General features: G+C 45.8%; 14 protein-coding genes. 4 read left to right on the top strand and 10 right to left on the bottom strand.

Annotated features, from left to right (window positions below):
* Positions 1-105 precede the first annotated feature (105 nt).
* Positions 106-543 (bottom strand): bacilliredoxin BrxB, encoded by a 438-nt coding sequence (gene brxB / locus NSQ83_RS12145; RefSeq protein ID WP_003226477.1) that lies wholly within the window; start codon positions 541-543, stop codon positions 106-108.
* Between the two features lie 160 nt (positions 544-703).
* Here brxB and NSQ83_RS12150 point away from each other — a divergent pair, with 160 nt between their 5' ends.
* The 3 genes from NSQ83_RS12150 to bmrR all read left to right on the top strand — a co-directional run bounded on the left by NSQ83_RS12150 (position 704) and on the right by bmrR (position 3,776).
* A complete protein-coding gene (locus NSQ83_RS12150) occupies positions 704-1,597 on the top strand; it encodes a diacylglycerol kinase family lipid kinase (protein ID WP_015714225.1) in 894 nt (297 codons plus the stop codon).
* Positions 1,598-1,697: 100 nt separating this feature from the next.
* The gene (bmr, locus tag NSQ83_RS12155) at positions 1,698-2,867 is read left to right on the top strand and encodes a multidrug efflux MFS transporter Bmr (RefSeq protein ID WP_003230328.1); all 1,170 of its coding nucleotides are present in this window, start codon (positions 1,698-1,700) and stop codon (positions 2,865-2,867) included.
* A gap of 72 nt (positions 2,868-2,939) precedes the next feature.
* Positions 2,940-3,776 (top strand): multidrug efflux transcriptional regulator BmrR, encoded by an 837-nt coding sequence (gene bmrR, locus NSQ83_RS12160; RefSeq protein WP_160221674.1) that lies wholly within the window; start codon positions 2,940-2,942, stop codon positions 3,774-3,776.
* Positions 3,777-3,830: 54 nt separating this feature from the next.
* Here bmrR and bfmBB read toward each other — a convergent pair whose 3' ends face one another.
* The 8 genes from bfmBB to NSQ83_RS12200 all read right to left on the bottom strand — a co-directional run bounded on the left by bfmBB (position 3,831) and on the right by NSQ83_RS12200 (position 13,899).
* Positions 3,831-5,105: a branched-chain alpha-keto dehydrogenase complex dihydrolipoyllysine-residue (2-methylpropanoyl)transferase gene (gene bfmBB, locus NSQ83_RS12165; RefSeq protein WP_015251749.1), complete on the bottom strand. Its 1,275-nt coding sequence runs from the start codon at positions 5,103-5,105 to the stop codon at positions 3,831-3,833.
* Between the two features lie 22 nt (positions 5,106-5,127).
* Positions 5,128-6,111, bottom strand: coding sequence for a 3-methyl-2-oxobutanoate dehydrogenase subunit beta (gene bfmBAB / locus NSQ83_RS12170; RefSeq protein ID WP_004398638.1), 984 nt, complete (start codon positions 6,109-6,111; stop codon positions 5,128-5,130).
* A gap of 13 nt (positions 6,112-6,124) precedes the next feature.
* On the bottom strand, positions 6,125-7,117 hold the full coding sequence (gene bfmBAA / locus NSQ83_RS12175; RefSeq protein ID WP_004398565.1) for a 3-methyl-2-oxobutanoate dehydrogenase subunit alpha: 993 nt from the start codon (positions 7,115-7,117) through the stop codon (positions 6,125-6,127).
* 21 nt (positions 7,118-7,138) lie between these two features.
* Positions 7,139-8,563 (bottom strand): dihydrolipoyl dehydrogenase, encoded by a 1,425-nt coding sequence (lpdA, locus tag NSQ83_RS12180; protein ID WP_198878646.1) that lies wholly within the window; start codon positions 8,561-8,563, stop codon positions 7,139-7,141.
* Positions 8,564-8,583: 20 nt separating this feature from the next.
* Positions 8,584-9,672 carry a butyrate kinase gene (buk, locus tag NSQ83_RS12185; RefSeq protein ID WP_198878645.1) on the bottom strand — a complete coding sequence of 363 codons (1,089 nt, stop codon included), beginning with the start codon at positions 9,670-9,672 and terminating at the stop codon, positions 8,584-8,586.
* A gap of 18 nt (positions 9,673-9,690) precedes the next feature.
* Positions 9,691-10,785 (bottom strand): branched-chain amino acid dehydrogenase, encoded by a 1,095-nt coding sequence (bcd, locus tag NSQ83_RS12190; protein WP_003230309.1) that lies wholly within the window; start codon positions 10,783-10,785, stop codon positions 9,691-9,693.
* An 11-nt stretch (positions 10,786-10,796) separates the two neighbouring features.
* Positions 10,797-11,696, bottom strand: coding sequence for a phosphate butyryltransferase (gene yqiS / locus NSQ83_RS12195; RefSeq protein ID WP_198878644.1), 900 nt, complete (start codon positions 11,694-11,696; stop codon positions 10,797-10,799).
* A gap of 124 nt (positions 11,697-11,820) precedes the next feature.
* A complete protein-coding gene (locus NSQ83_RS12200; protein WP_069703870.1) occupies positions 11,821-13,899 on the bottom strand; it encodes a sigma-54-dependent Fis family transcriptional regulator in 2,079 nt (692 codons plus the stop codon).
* A 152-nt stretch (positions 13,900-14,051) separates the two neighbouring features.
* Here NSQ83_RS12200 and NSQ83_RS12205 point away from each other — a divergent pair, with 152 nt between their 5' ends.
* Positions 14,052-14,288: a DUF2627 domain-containing protein gene (locus NSQ83_RS12205; RefSeq protein WP_003230304.1), complete on the top strand. Its 237-nt coding sequence runs from the start codon at positions 14,052-14,054 to the stop codon at positions 14,286-14,288.
* Positions 14,289-14,329: 41 nt separating this feature from the next.
* On the opposite strand, the gene prpB is transcribed toward NSQ83_RS12205, so the two are convergent.
* Positions 14,330-15,235 (bottom strand): methylisocitrate lyase, encoded by a 906-nt coding sequence (prpB, locus tag NSQ83_RS12210; RefSeq protein WP_003230302.1) that lies wholly within the window; start codon positions 15,233-15,235, stop codon positions 14,330-14,332.
* Between the last annotated feature and the right edge of the window lie 10 nt (positions 15,236-15,245).

A 15,245-nucleotide genomic window follows, 5' to 3' on the forward strand; every position in this document is an offset into this window, starting at 1 on the left:
TCGCTGTACAATCCGATTGAATAATCCCTTAATATTTATTCATATATCCTTGGAAATTTATGCACAAAAAAACCCGGGCTGCTTTAAGCATCCGGGTTGTTCGTCTTATACTTCTTCACAATATTCTTCAAAGGCTTCCTGCAGCTTTGCCACTACGGCCATCGGCTCATGGCCTTCAATTTCATGACGCTCTACCATTTTCATGATCTTTCCGTCTTTCAAAATCGCAAAGGACGGAGAAGATGGCGGATAACCTTCAAAATAGTCACGCGCACGCGCTGTCGCTTCTTTATCCTGTCCGGCAAAAACGGTGACGAGCTGATCAGGTCTTTTATCATAGTGAACGGAATGGTAGGCTGCGGGTCTTGCAATTCCTCCGGCGCATCCGCAAACAGAGTTTACCATGACGAGCGTCGTTCCTTTTTTCGTAAGTGCCTCATCCACCTCTTCGGCTGTTTTAAGCTCGGTGTATCCGGCAGCTGTTATTTCTTGTCTCGCTTGGCGGACAATATCATTCATAAATAAATTAAAGTCCATGTTCAATGAAGACCTCTCCTTTTTCATCATCTGTTCTTATGATAGCAAGGAAACGTCCATATCGGCAAATGACTTTGCTTCGCCGTGCACTTTTTTTGCTCTTCGTTTACTGCTTACAGAAAAAGGGGATTATATAACCAGAAGTAAAATAAAGGAGCAGTTGTATATGAGCCACAGGAAAGCGTTACTGATTCATAACGGAAATGCCGGCAACAAAAATATAGAAAAAGCACTTGGTGCTGTGGTGCCGGTTTTATCTCACGATTTAGATGAGGTGATTATTAAGCAGACAAAGAAAAAGGATGATGCGTATCATTTTTGCCAATCCATTGATGATTCTGTCGACACCGTCTTCATTCTCGGCGGCGACGGCACGATCCATCAATGCATAAATGCTATCAGCGCTCTAGAAAGAAAACCCGCGGTCGGAATTTTGCCCGGCGGCACGTGCAATGACTTTTCAAGAGTGCTTGGCATCCCTCAAAATCTTGCAAAGGCCGCGGAAGCACTTATGGCAGGAAAAAAAACCAGCGTAGACGTATGTCAGATGAATGACCGTTATTTTTTGAATTTCTGGGGGATCGGCTTAATTGCAGAAACGTCGAATCAAATCAACGAAACGGAAAAAGCATTATTGGGAAAAATCAGCTATTTTACAAGTGCCTTGCGAACCGTCTCATCCGCTGCATCGTTTCCGATGACATTAAAAATTGATGGAGAAGAAATTAAAGAAGAAGCCGTTATGCTGCTTGTGATGAATGGCCAATACATTGGAACGAATCGAATTCCTCTGCCCGATGCCAGTATTGAAGACGGCTTACTTGATGTTCTCATATGCCGCAACACCAACCTCACCGCGCTGCGGGAGCTGATGAGCATGGAACAGGGCTCAATTGATCGTTTTACCGGAGAGCTGTCCTATGTCCAGGCCTCCCGTATCGAAATTGAAACAGACACTGCCAAAAAGGCGGATATGGATGGAGAAGTTTATACACATACACCCGCAGTCATTCAGGTCCTGCCGCAGCATATCGACATGCTTGTTCCCGCAAATGAATAACTGTCATAAGGCTTTAGAAAGATTTTGCAAATCCGTTGACTCTCCCCTAGGAGGAGGTCTTACAGTATAAGGGATACACACTTGAAAAAGGGGAAGTCATATGGAGAAGAAAAATATTACCTTAACTATATTATTAACCAATTTATTTATTGCTTTTTTGGGGATCGGGCTTGTGATTCCAGTAACGCCGACCATTATGAATGAATTGCATTTATCGGGGACCGCGGTCGGCTATATGGTTGCCTGCTTCGCTATTACACAGCTCATTGTCTCGCCAATAGCCGGACGATGGGTTGATCGCTTCGGGCGCAAGATCATGATCGTAATCGGCCTGTTGTTCTTTAGTGTGTCGGAGTTTTTATTCGGCATTGGAAAAACAGTTGAGATGTTATTTATCTCCCGTATGCTGGGCGGTATCAGCGCAGCCTTCATTATGCCTGGGGTCACGGCTTTTATCGCAGATATCACGACCATTAAAACACGGCCGAAAGCGCTCGGTTATATGTCAGCCGCTATTTCAACAGGATTTATTATCGGCCCCGGCATCGGGGGATTTTTAGCAGAAGTCCATTCCCGGCTGCCTTTTTTCTTTGCGGCAGCTTTTGCACTGTTAGCAGCCATTTTATCAATCCTCACGCTGCGCGAGCCGGAACGAAACCCTGAAAATCAGGAAATAAAAGGGCAGAAGACAGGCTTTAAACGAATTTTTGCCCCCATGTATTTCATAGCTTTTCTCATTATCTTAATTTCGTCTTTTGGTTTAGCATCATTTGAATCTTTATTTGCATTATTCGTAGATCATAAATTCGGATTTACGGCCAGCGACATTGCCATTATGATTACAGGAGGAGCGATTGTTGGCGCCATTACGCAAGTCGTCTTATTCGACCGCTTCACAAGATGGTTTGGTGAAATCCATTTAATTCGGTACAGCTTAATTCTCTCGACGAGTCTGGTATTCTTGCTGACAACAGTACATTCATATGTTGCGATTCTGTTGGTGACAGTCACCGTATTTGTCGGATTTGATCTCATGCGGCCTGCGGTAACGACTTACCTGTCAAAGATTGCGGGAAATGAACAGGGGTTTGCCGGCGGTATGAATTCAATGTTTACAAGTATCGGCAATGTATTCGGGCCTATTATCGGCGGAATGCTGTTCGATATTGATGTAAACTATCCTTTCTACTTTGCAACGGTCACCTTAGCCATAGGGATTGCACTGACCATTGCTTGGAAAGCGCCTGCACATCTTAAAGCCAGCACGTGATAAGAAGCGTATTCTTTGTGTACTGCAAAGAATGCGCTTCTTCTTTATACTGATGACAGAAGGAGTGATGGCATGAAGGAATCATATTACTCAATTGGGGAAGTTTCAAAACTGGCAAACGTGTCGATTAAAGCGCTCCGTTATTACGATAAAATTGATTTATTTAAACCAGCCTACGTCGACCCGGATACCAGCTACCGCTATTATACAGATTCTCAGCTCATTCATCTGGATTTGATCAAATCATTGAAATATATCGGCACACCTTTAGAGGAAATGAAAAAAGCACAGGACTTAGAGATGGAAGAACTGTTTGCTTTTTACACAGAGCAGGAGAGGCAAATCAGGGAGAAATTAGACTTTTTATCAGCACTGGAGCAAACCATTTCATTGGTGAAAAAGCGGATGAAACGGCAGATGGAATATCCCGCGCTCGGTGAGGTGTTTGTTTTAGATGAAGAAGAAATACGGATCATTCAGACAGAGGCAGAAGGAATCGGGCCTGAAAACGTGCTCAACGCTTCCTACAGCAAATTAAAAAAATTTATCGAGTCAGCAGATGGATTTACGAACAATAGCTACGGCGCTACTTTCTCTTTTCAGCCCTACACCAGCATTGATGAAATGACTTACCGTCATATTTTCACGCCTGTATTGACGAATAAACAGATTTCATCAATTACGCCGGATATGAAAATCACAACGATCCCTAAAGGGAGGTATGCGTGTATCGCGTATAATTTTTCGCCTGAACATTATTTTCTCAACTTACAGAAGCTTATCAAGTATATCGCAGACCGCCAATTAACAGTTGTCAGTGATGTATACGAGTTAATCATACCGATTCATTACTCCCCGAAAAAACAAGAAGAATATCGTGTCGAAATGAAAATACGAATCGCTGAATAATAGAAAAAGAGCATTTTTTGAAACAAAACTTCAAAAAATGCTCTTTTTTCTTATTTAGTAAACAGATGTCTTCTCGTCAATCGATTCTAAAATTTGTTTCACTCGTCCGAGGAATCGTCCGCACACGAGACCGTCAAGCACTCTGTGATCTAATGACAGGCACAGATTAACCATGTCTCTGACAGCAATCATGCCATTGTCCATGACAACCGGGCGTTTGACGATGGATTCTACTTGAAGAATCGCAGCCTGAGGGTAGTTGATAATGCCCATCGACTGAACAGACCCGAACGAACCTGTGTTGTTGACGGTAAACGTGCCTCCCTGCATGTCATCTGCAGTGAGTTTTCCGTCTCTTACTTTTTTAGCTAGGCCGGTAATGTCTTTCGCAATGCCTTTAATTGTTTTTTCATCAGCGTTTTTAATCACCGGAACAAATAAAGAATCCTCTGTGGCAACTGCAATTGAAATATTGATATCCTTTTTCTGAATAATTTTGTCCCCCGCCCACATGCTATTCATTTGCGGGAATTCTTTTAACGCCTGAGCGACCGCTTTTACAAAAAAGGCGAAGAACGTTAAATTAAAGCCTTCTGTCTTCTTAAAAGAATCTTTTATACTGTTGCGATATGCAACCATATTTGTGACGTCGACTTCCATCATCGTCCAAGCATGCGGAATTTCTGTTTTGCTTCGCTTCATATTGGAAGCAATTGCTTTTCTTACACCTGTGACAGGGATTTCTTTATCACCGGCTGCAGACGCAGGATATGACGTCTCTTCTTTTGGCTCAGGTTTTGATGCAGACTTCGGTGCAGGAGCTGCTGTTTTCAGCTCCTCAGGATTCTGTTCTTGCACGCCGCCTGTTTCAATTAAGCGCTGAATATCTTTTCGTGTGATGCGCCCGCCTGCACCTGTTCCTGTTACTTGTTCAAGATCAATGCTGTGCTCTCCGGCCAAACGGAGTACAGCTGGCGAGTAGCGCTTTTTATTGGGCTGATCAGCTGCTTCGGTACTTTTTGCAGCAGGAGTCTCAGCGGCTTTTGAAGCAGCTGGCTGTTCTTGTTTTTGTTCAGCCGGATTCGCGCCTTCTGTTTCAATTTTGCAAATCACTTCTCCGACTTGCAGGGTTTGGCCTTCTTCTCCCACAAGCTCTGTTATCGTACCAGTAAAAGAAGACGGAACCTCTGCATTTACCTTATCTGTCATGACTTCCGCGATCGGATCGTATTTGTTCACTTTATCACCGGGGGCGACAAGCCATTTGCTGATCGTCCCCTCTGTTACGCTTTCTCCAAGCTGCGGCATCGTCATTTGTTCAATTGCCATGATTGTATCCTCCCTTACGTCTTTAAAACTCCGCTAATTCTCTCATCGCCGCTTCCACTTTATCAGGGTTGACCATAAAGTATTTTTCCATTGTCGGCGCATAAGGCATAGCCGGAATATCAGGACCTGCAAGCCGTTTGATCGGCGCGTCTAAGTCGAACAGACAATGCTCGGATATAATTGCGGCTACTTCGCTCATGATGCTGCCTTCTTTTGTATCTTCTGTGACCAAAAGAACCTTTCCAGTTTTGGACGCAGCTTCGATAATCGCTTCTTTATCAAGCGGGTAAACTGTTCTTAAATCCACCACATGCGCTGAAATGCCATCTTTTTCGAGACGTTCTGCAGCTTGTAAGGCAAAGTGGACACACAGACCGTATGTGATCACTGTGATGTCGTCACCTTCCCTTTTTACGTCCGCTTTGCCGATTGGCAGGACATAATCATCAGCCGGAACCTCTCCCTTTATCAGACGGTATGCCCGCTTGTGCTCAAAAAACAGCACCGGGTCTTCGTCACGAACTGCGGCTTTTAATAGACCCTTGGCGTCATATGGTGTTGATGGCATGACAATTTTCAGTCCGGGCTGGTTGGCGAAAATTGCTTCGACTGATTGAGAATGATACAAGGCTCCGTGCACGCCTCCGCCGTATGGCGCTCTGACGACAATCGGACAGCTCCAGTCATTGTTGCTGCGGTAGCGGATTTTAGCCGCTTCAGAAATAATTTGGTTGACTGCCGGCATAATGAAATCAGCAAACTGCATTTCAGCAATCGGTCTCATTCCGTACATTGCCGCTCCGATACCGACTCCTGCGATCGCAGATTCAGCAAGCGGCGTATCCATAACGCGCTCTTCCCCAAATTGTTCATAGAGTCCGGCTGTCGCTTTAAACACACCGCCTTTTCTTCCTACATCTTCCCCAAGGACGAAGACGCGAGAATCTCGTTCCATTTCTTCTTTCATCGCCAAATTGATTGCATCAATATATGACATTACTGACATTTGTTCTTCCTCCCTACTTCGCATACACATAATCAAGCGCTGACTCAGGAGCTGCATAAGGGGCGTTCTCCGCTTCATCCGTCGCTTCATTTACGATTGCCATAATTTCATCCAGCATGGTTTGTTCTATCTCATCGGACAGCAGGCCTGTTTCCTTTAAGTAAGCTTGATAAGTAAGCAGGGGATCACTTTTTTTCGCTTCCTCTACTTCTTCACGCCCTCTGTAGCTGCTGTCATCGTCATCACTGGAATGTGGTGTAAGGCGGTAAGAAATCGTTTCAATTAATGTCGGGCCTTCTCCTCTGCGTGCCCTTTCGCGTGCTTCTTTAACCGCTTGATAAACTTCCAGCGGGTCATTTCCATTCACAGTTACGCCAGGCATCCCATAGCCTATGGCACGGTCGGAAATGTTCTCACATGCGACTTGCTTATCGTAAGGCACTGAGATTGCGTATTTGTTGTTTTCACACATGAAAATAACCGGCAGCTTATGGACAGCGGCAAAGTTCGCCCCTTCATGGAAATCGCCTTGGTTTGAAGACCCTTCCCCAAATGTAACAAAGGCTGCGATATCCTTTTTCTCCATACGTCCCGCAAGCGCAATACCGACTGCGTGCGGCACTTGCGTTGTAACTGGAGATGATCCCGTCACAATGCGGTTTTTCTTTTGTCCGAAATGTCCTGGCATCTGGCGGCCTCCTGAGTTCGGATCTGCTGCTTTTGCAAACCCGGACATCATTAAGTCCTTTGCTGTCATGCCAAACGCGAGCACGACACCCATGTCTCTGTAGTACGGCAATACATAATCCATTTCACGGTCAAGTGCGAAAGCCGCTCCTACCTGTGCTGCTTCCTGTCCTTGACAAGAGATTACAAATGGAATTTTGCCAGAACGGTTTAAGAGCCACATTCTTTCATCGATTTTTCTTGCTAACAGCATGGTTCTATACATATCAACGGCTTCCTGATCAGTCAGCCCTAGTGCTTGATGTCGGTTTGTACTCATTCAAGCCCCTCCTTTATGCTTTTAAAAATGAATGGCTTTGCCATCTGCGGCAAGCGCTGCTTCTCCAATTGCTTCAGAAAGCGTTGGATGCGGGTGAATCGTTTGCCCGACCTCCCACGGCGTTGCGTCCATCACTTTGGCAAGACCCGCTTCAGAAATCATGTCGGTGACATGCGGGCCGATCATATGAACGCCGAGAATATCATCTGTATCTCGGTCCGCCACGATTTTGACAAAACCGTCGCTTTCACCGTATACAAGCGCTTTTCCAATCGCCATAAATGGGAACTTGCCGATTTTGACATTATGCCCGTTCGCCTTTGCTTCGTCTTCGGTTAAGCCGACACTGGCAGCTTCAGGGCTTGAGTAAATGCACTTCGGCACAAGCGTCGGATCAAGCGGATGCGGATTGAGACCTGCAAAATGCTCAACAGCAATAATTCCCTCATGTGAAGCAACGTGAGCTAACTGCAGGCCACCGATTACGTCTCCGATTGCATAAATATGAGATTCCTTCGTTTGGCAGCTTTCATTGACTGAAATCATGCCATTTTCAGTAACAATATCGGTGTTCTCTAGGCCGATGCCTTCGATATTTGCCTGTCTGCCGATGGAAACAAGCATTTTCTCAGCAGAGTAGGTAACGGTTTCTCCGTCTTTTTCCGCTTGTATGCTGATATCATCTGATGTTTTTGTCATTGTGTCAGGCAGCACTTTTGTCCCTGTTATGAACTGGATGCCTTTTTTCTTAAGAAGACTTTCCATTTCTTTTGAAATCTCTAGATCTTCAGTCGGCAATATGCGATCCGCGTATTCAATAACCGTTACCTTCACACCAAAATCATGAAGCATAGACGCCCATTCGATACCGATAACCCCTCCGCCGACAATGATGATTGATTGTGGCAGCTCCTCCATTTGGAGCGCCTCATCTGAAGTCAGTACAGACTTACCGTCCGCTTCAAGGCCCGGAAGCATTCTCGGTCTTGATCCTGTTGCAATGATCACTTGTTTCGGGATCAGCATGTCATTTTCTTCGCCATTTCCCCGCTCAACCGAAATTGTTCCCGGCAGCGGAGAGAAGATTGACGGTCCAAGGATACGTCCATATCCGGTGTACACGTCAATTTTTCCTTTTTTCATTAAATGATTTACACCCGCTGCAAGCTTATCAACAACGGCTTGCTTACGCTGCTGCACTTTTTCAAAGTTGAGGGACACGCCAGCCGTTTCCACCCCGAATTGATCGGCTTCACGAGCTGTCCGGTATACCTCTGCGCTTCTAAGCAGCGCTTTACTCGGGATACAGCCTTTATGCAGACATGTTCCTCCGAGTTTTTCCTTTTCCACAACGGCTGTTTTTAAGCCGAGCTGAGCGGCTCTGATGGCCGCAACATAACCGCCGGTACCGCCGCCCAGAATGACTACGTCATACTCAGTTGCCATGGTGACTCACTCCTGTCTGTCTATTCAATACGATATTGTTTGGATTGCTCTTCGCCCTGCAATACTCTGAGCGCCCCTTGGGCAAGAGACTGCAGTTCATTTTCACCCGGATAGACTAAAACGTCTGAAATCCAATCTATGTATGATCTGATAGCAGAAACAAAGCTTTTGCCGTACGCAAGGCCTCCCGTCAGCACAATCGCTTCAACTTCGCCTTTTAACGCCGCGCTGGCTGCCCCGATTTCCTTTGCTACCTGATATGCCATGGCATCATAAATGAAGCGGGCTTTTTCATCGCCCCCCTGAATCATCTGTTCCACTTTTACTGCATCATTTGTACCGAGATAGCCTAAAAGTCCGCCGGTGCCAACAAGCTTTTTCATGATTTCTTCTTTTGTATATTCCCCTGAAAAACATAGATCAACAAGATCTCCCGCAGGCACTGTTCCTGCTCGTTCAGGACTGAATGGCCCCTCGCCGTGCAGGCCGTTATTGACATCTACCACTCGCCCGCGGTCATGGACGCCAATTGTAATACCTCCGCCCATATGGGTAATAATCATTTTCATGTTCTCATATCGTTTGCCAAGGGAGGCTGCCGCTTTACGAGCGACAGCTTTTTGATTTAATGCGTGAAAAATGCTTTTTCGTTCAATTTCAGGCATGCCTGACACTTTCGCAAGCACTGACATTTCGTCTACGACAACAGGGTCGACGATATACGAAGGGATATTCAGGCCATCAGCGATTTCCCGCGCGATAATGCCGCCGAGATTAGAAGCATGCTGACCGGCGTAGCCGCTTTTCAAATCCTCAATCATGTCATCATTCACCACGTAGGTCCCGCCTTCAATTGGCCGGAGAAGGCCGCCTCTTGCGCAGACTGCATCAAACTTTGAAATATTGATTCCCTGTTCATGAAGCGTTTCGAGAATATGGTTTTTACGAAATTCATACTGATCAATAATTCGGTCAAATCGCTGCAGCTCTTCTATGTTGTGTCTCAATGTTTTTTCAAAAATGCTTCTTTCGTTATGAAAAACACCGATTTTCGTTGAAGTTGAGCCTGGATTAATTGTGAGAATGCGTTTTTCGTGTAGCACTTTCATAACCTCCAGATCAATTTCTTAACGTCTGCTTAATACACTGTGGCCGTTTTGCAAAAACTGGCTTCTTGAGCGGCGCATGCGTTCAATCCGTTCCTCTGCTAAGCGGTCAGCCGCTAAATATGCAGGAATGCCGTCACGTTGAGAAATCTCAAGTACACGCTCGATATTGCCGTAAATGCCTTCAACTTTTTTCAATGCACGTTCTGCATTATAGCCGTAAAGCTCATCTGCCACGTTGATGACACCGCCCGCGTTAATCACGTAATCCGGTGCATAAACGATGCCCATTTCGTGAATTTGATCACCATGGCGTGTCTCTTTTAATTGGTTGTTAGCCGCACCTGCGATCACTTTCGCCTTCAGCTGTTTAATGGTGTCGTCGTTAATAGTCGCACCAAGGGCACACGGCGCATAAATATCGCAGTCTTGTGAATAAATATCATCAGGGTCTACCGCACGGGCGCCAAAATCTTCAACTGCACGCTGTACAGATTGTTTGTTGATATCCGTAACGATTAAGTTTGCTCCTTCTTCATGCAGGTGGCGGCAAAGGTTATAGGCTACGTTCCCAACACCCTGTACAGCAATGGTTTTTCCTTCAAGAGAGTCGGTTCCGAAAGCAGCTTTAGCTGCTGCCTTCATTCCTCTGTACACCCCGTACGCTGTGACTGGGGACGGATTTCCAGAAGAACCGAAAGCAGGAGAAATCCCTGTAACGTAGTCTGTTTCATCATGAATGATATCCATATCCTCGACCGTTGTGCCCACATCTTCAGCCGTGATGTATCTGCCGTTCAGCCCTTGAATATAGCGGCCAAACGCGCGGAACATTTCTTCATTTTTGTCTTTGCGCGGATCGCCGATAATGACTGTTTTTCCGCCGCCAAGGTTTAAGCCTGCCGCCGCGTTCTTATAGGTCATGCCTCTAGCCAATCTGAGCGCATCTTCAATTGCCGCTTCTTCATTTTCATATGTCCACATTCTCGTTCCGCCAAGCGCCGGACCAAGCGTTGTATCATGAATGGCGATAATCGCTTTTAATCCAGATTGTTCATCCTGGCAGAATACCAATTGTTCGTAATCGTATTTCTCCATATATTTAAAAAGTTCCATGTTCGTTCCTCCTAATGTGTGTATTCTTCAGATGCGCATATTGCCAGCGCAATGGAATACAGTTTATTTTCAGCAGAGTCCGCTCTGCTTGTTAAGGCAATCGGTGCTTTTGCTCCTGTAATGACAGCCGCCACGCTGGCCTTGGCAAAATAAATCAGTGATTTATATAAAATATTGCCGGCCTCAATTGTTGGGACGAGAAGGATATCTACGTTGCCCGCTACGTCTCCCGAAATTTTTTTCTGAGCCGCGGCAATTTGTGAAACTGCGTTATCCAAAGCAAGCGGTCCATCAACAATGCAGCCTTTGATCTGGCCCCTTTTGTACATTTGAGCTAGAGCAGCTGCATTCACGGTTGCTTCCATTTTTGGGTTCACCGTTTCGACCGCTGCAAGAGCAGCTGCTTTTGGCATATTGTTCCCCACTGCATGGGCCACATGAACGGCATTTTGCAAAATCTGCCGGAGCTCTTCCAGCGAAGGAGCAATATTCATTGCCGAATCTGTCACAAACATCAGCCGGTCAAAATCCGGTATATCGAAGACAGCCACGTGGGAAAGGACACTTGCTGACCGAAGTCCCTCCTGTCTGTTCAATACCGCTTTAAGCAAAACAGAAGTCGGCACATTGCCTTTCATTAAAACGTCCGCTGTTTTATGGTGTACAGCACGAACCGCTAATTTCGCCGATTCCTCAGGAGTATCAGCATGGACGATTTCCACTTGATGCCCTTGCATGGATGATGTCAGCTCGTTCAGTTTTGTGCTGTCGCCCGTTAACAAGAAACGGGCGGATAGGTGCTCGGCTGCCAGCTTTACAGCCCGGATCACTTCCTCATCCTCAGCATGAGCAACCGCAATGGTCTTATTTTTGTGTATCGACGCTTTGTCGATTAAATCTTTCAGCTTCATCTGTTACCACCTTTCTTGTTTCGACTCCGCCTTTTATTATGCAAGTTCCATGCCAGCTCTTAAGGGTGCTGTCATACCAGATATATCGAAACATTCGTGCAGATGTTTGCGTTTATTCTGCAAATTATTGCATGCCTTCATTTGCAAGGCCATATTTATCCATTTTGTAATATAAGTTCCGAATGCTGACACCGAGAGCTTTTGCTGTTTTTGTCCGGTTAAAATGATGCTTTTCAAGCGTTTGCTGGATCAAATGTGCTTCAAATTTTTCTACTGCGACAGACAGCTTTTCGCCTTCAATATCCGGAAAATCAAAACCTGTTCCCTGGTCTGTGTCATTTTCTTTTTGCTCAAGTTCGAATACAGGCAAGTGATCTTTTTCAATCCATTCCATATGCGGATTCAGAAAAATCATGGCTCGTCCAAGGACATTTTCAAGCTCCCGGACATTCCCAGGCCAATGGTAGGCAGATAAGGCGCGCAAGGCTTGCTGTGAGAGCCCTTTTACATTCCTGCCGTAATCCCGGTTGATCTTTTGGATAAGTCTGACGCTCAATGCTTCAATGTCCTCCAACCGCTGCCGCAAAGGCGGGATGGAGATCGGATAGCGGTTGATCCGGTAATACAGGTCTTCCCGGAATGTTCCGTCCGCCATCGCCTTTTCAATATTTACATTTGTCGCCGCGATCACTCTGACATTGACAGGGATCGCTTTCGTGCCGCCCACTCTGACGATTTCCTTTTCTTGAAGGACGCGTAGCAATTTGGCCTGCATATTTTGTGTCAGCTCACCGATTTCATCTAAGAAAATACTGCCGTTATTTGCTTCCTCAAATAAACCCTTTTTACCGCCGCGTTTCGCTCCTGAAAATGCACCATCCTCATAGCCGAACAATTCTGATTCGAGCAGGTTTTCAGAAAGGGCTGCACAATTCACGCGAATAAATTTATTGTATTTCCGGTCACTTTCGTTATGGATGGCATGGGCGAACAGTTCTTTTCCTGTTCCTGATTCCCCGCGCAGCAAGATGGTTGCCGGTGTTTTCGCACCGAGCTTCGCCTGCTCAAGCGCAACCAGCATTTGCTCGCTTTTGCCAATAATGTCGTCAAACGTGTATTTCGCTTCAAGCGTGCGAATAATTTGTCTGGCGCGATTAAGCTCCGCTGTCAGCATTTTAATTTCGGAAACATCGTGAATCACGCCGACGCTGCCTTTCAAAATCCCGTCCACAATCACCGGTGCTACATTAACGATGACCTCTTTTTCATTCGGGCCGACCTTCATTCTAACACCGCGGACAGGACGTCTTGTTTCAAGCACCTTTAAATGCATGCTTTCGCCTTCGGAAATATCAGTGTTTGCAGGCTTGCCGATGACTTCTTTTTCAGAAAGCCCCGTCATTTTCGTATACGCTTTATTGATTAGCAGGCCGATGCCGTTTTCATCAACGACAGAAATCGCCTCATCGGAGGATTGAATAATCGCCTCCAGCATCGTACGGACCTGCTTTAAGTTGGTCACTTCCTCTGCCAGCTCGACCGCATCAGTGATATCTTTAAACACACAAAGAGCCCCGAGCAGACGTCCGCCTTCATCAATAATCGGCAGTCTTGTGGTCACAATTTGCAAATGATCGCCTAACAGTTGCTTCTGGTTGTATTCAGGCACTCTTGTTTTTAAAATCCGCGGCATCTTCGTGCTCGGAATCACTTCTTTTATTGGGCGCCCAATGACTTCCTCACGTTTTTTCCCGACCATTTTTTCGGCCATATGGTTAAAGAGAATGATTTCTTCATTGATATCAATAAAAATCATTCCATCATGGGTGGAATTAAAAATTCTGTCATATTTATAGGTTTGCTCTTTTAGCATTTGAATCAGGTGCTGCTTTTCTTCCATCAGCTGAAAAACGATGTATGCCATTTTTCCCGGCATGACAATGGTATCTTCATGCTTTCTTTGAAGGAGCTTGTCAAACACGGCTTGATCGCCGGTAGTATGAATGACGATATCCGGTTTTTGTTGTATGTAAGGTTTCCAATCAGATGAAACGGCAATCCCATACTGTTCTGCTTCTTTCAATCCCGGCGCCTCGGGGTCTTTGTCAACTACGGCAATGATATCTATGATGGCTGTTTTAATCAGAATATGTAATAACGCCGTTCCCCTTTTGCCGGCACCTACTATCAGTACCTTTTGCATCCCGATACCCCTTTGTATGAAAAAATTTGCACACCTATTTATTCCGTTGCAATAATTTGCACAACCCTATGTTACCACGTTTTCTTCTCTTGACAAAATATTTTTTCCGCTGGACAATAAAGGAAATGAAAAGATAAAGGGGTTTTCTGAAGATGAGCCGACTTCTTGCGCTTTTAATATTAGTCATCCCCGGGGCTATTTCTGCTTTAGGCATTAAACTGATGAGAGATACACTTTTCGGCCATACAATCAAGCCATTTTCAGCTCTTTGGCTCCAAGGGTTGTCAGGATTCATCTTTTTTGCGATCGGCCTCTATGTGCTGGCCGGGTTCATTTTATACAGAGACAGAAAACGCAATCAAGTCAGCCCGCGATTCAGAAAACGATAGCTGAAAAAAAGCCGGAGAATGCTCCGGCTTTTTTTGTTGCATTATTCGTCAGGCAAAACGGTCTTGGCAATCGTTTTGTCTAACGCTTCATAGTCATAATAAGAAATCGTATCGTACAGTTCTTTTCGTGTCTGCATATCATGAAGTCCTTCTTTTTGTGAGCCGTGCTCCTTCATCAAACCAAACATCCGCTCACAAGCTTTTGCCGCCGCTCGAAGCGAGGTGACAGGATATATCACCATGTGAAACCCCATATCTTCGAATTCATCGGCACGATAATATGGCGTTTTCCCAAATTCAGTCATATTCGCAAGGAGCGGAACGGGGATACGCTCAGCAAACTGGCGGAATTCATTCTCCGCCTGTAGCGCTTCCGGGAAAATTGCGTCCGCTCCCGCCTCAATGTAAGCCTCTGAACGTTTTATTGCGGCAGCAAGCCCTTCCTGCGCCCTGGCATCAGTACGGGCAACAACAATAAGGGAGGGTGCCGCTTGTTTAATGGCTTTTATTTTTTGCGCCATTTCCTTTATCGGAACTAGCTGTTTGCCATTTAAATGTCCGCATTTTTTTGGGAGCTGCTGGTCTTCTATTTGAACGGCTGCTACCCTTGCTTCAAGCATCTCCCGGGCTGTTCGGGCGGCATTTAAGACACCGCCAAATCCCGTATCGATATCCACAAGCAGAGGCAGATCAGCTGCACGTACAAGATCTTTGGCCCGTTCAGCTATCTCTGCCGATGTGATGATCCCTAAATCAGGCAGCCCCCTGCTGGCTGTATAGGCAGCACCGGACAAATAAATAGCAGAAAAACCGGCTTCTTTCGCAAGCAAAGCGGCCATCCCGTCATGGGCGCCGGGAATTTGAAGAATGTCCGGTGCTGACATCAGCTTGCGGAAACGCCCGGCAAGCTCCTCTTGTGACGATTGCTTATTGACGATCCACGACATGAAACAAATC

Origin of the sequence: Bacillus sp. PS217 (genome assembly GCF_037963535.1) — a bacterium.
Classification (GTDB): Bacteria; Bacillota; Bacilli; order Bacillales; family Bacillaceae; genus Bacillus; species Bacillus subtilis.

Coding starts and splice junctions, on each gene's coding strand:
- NSQ83_RS12200 (WP_069703870.1), bottom strand. CDS start 13,899: ATGCAAAAGGTACTGATAGTAGGTGCCGGCAAAAGGGGAACGGCGTTA.
- lpdA (WP_198878646.1), bottom strand. CDS start 8,563: ATGGCAACTGAGTATGACGTAGTCATTCTGGGCGGCGGTACCGGCGGT.
- bfmBB (WP_015251749.1), bottom strand. CDS start 5,105: ATGGCAATTGAACAAATGACGATGCCGCAGCTTGGAGAAAGCGTAACA.
- bcd (WP_003230309.1), bottom strand. CDS start 10,785: ATGGAACTTTTTAAATATATGGAGAAATACGATTACGAACAATTGGTA.
- yqiS (WP_198878644.1), bottom strand. CDS start 11,696: ATGAAGCTGAAAGATTTAATCGACAAAGCGTCGATACACAAAAATAAG.
- bmr (WP_003230328.1), top strand. CDS start 1,698: ATGGAGAAGAAAAATATTACCTTAACTATATTATTAACCAATTTATTT.
- NSQ83_RS12205 (WP_003230304.1), top strand. CDS start 14,052: ATGAGCCGACTTCTTGCGCTTTTAATATTAGTCATCCCCGGGGCTATT.
- NSQ83_RS12150 (WP_015714225.1), top strand. CDS start 704: ATGAGCCACAGGAAAGCGTTACTGATTCATAACGGAAATGCCGGCAAC.
- prpB (WP_003230302.1), bottom strand. CDS start 15,235: ATGTCGTGGATCGTCAATAAGCAATCGTCACAAGAGGAGCTTGCCGGG.
- bmrR (WP_160221674.1), top strand. CDS start 2,940: ATGAAGGAATCATATTACTCAATTGGGGAAGTTTCAAAACTGGCAAAC.
- bfmBAA (WP_004398565.1), bottom strand. CDS start 7,117: ATGAGTACAAACCGACATCAAGCACTAGGGCTGACTGATCAGGAAGCC.
- buk (WP_198878645.1), bottom strand. CDS start 9,672: ATGAAAGTGCTACACGAAAAACGCATTCTCACAATTAATCCAGGCTCA.
- bfmBAB (WP_004398638.1), bottom strand. CDS start 6,111: ATGTCAGTAATGTCATATATTGATGCAATCAATTTGGCGATGAAAGAA.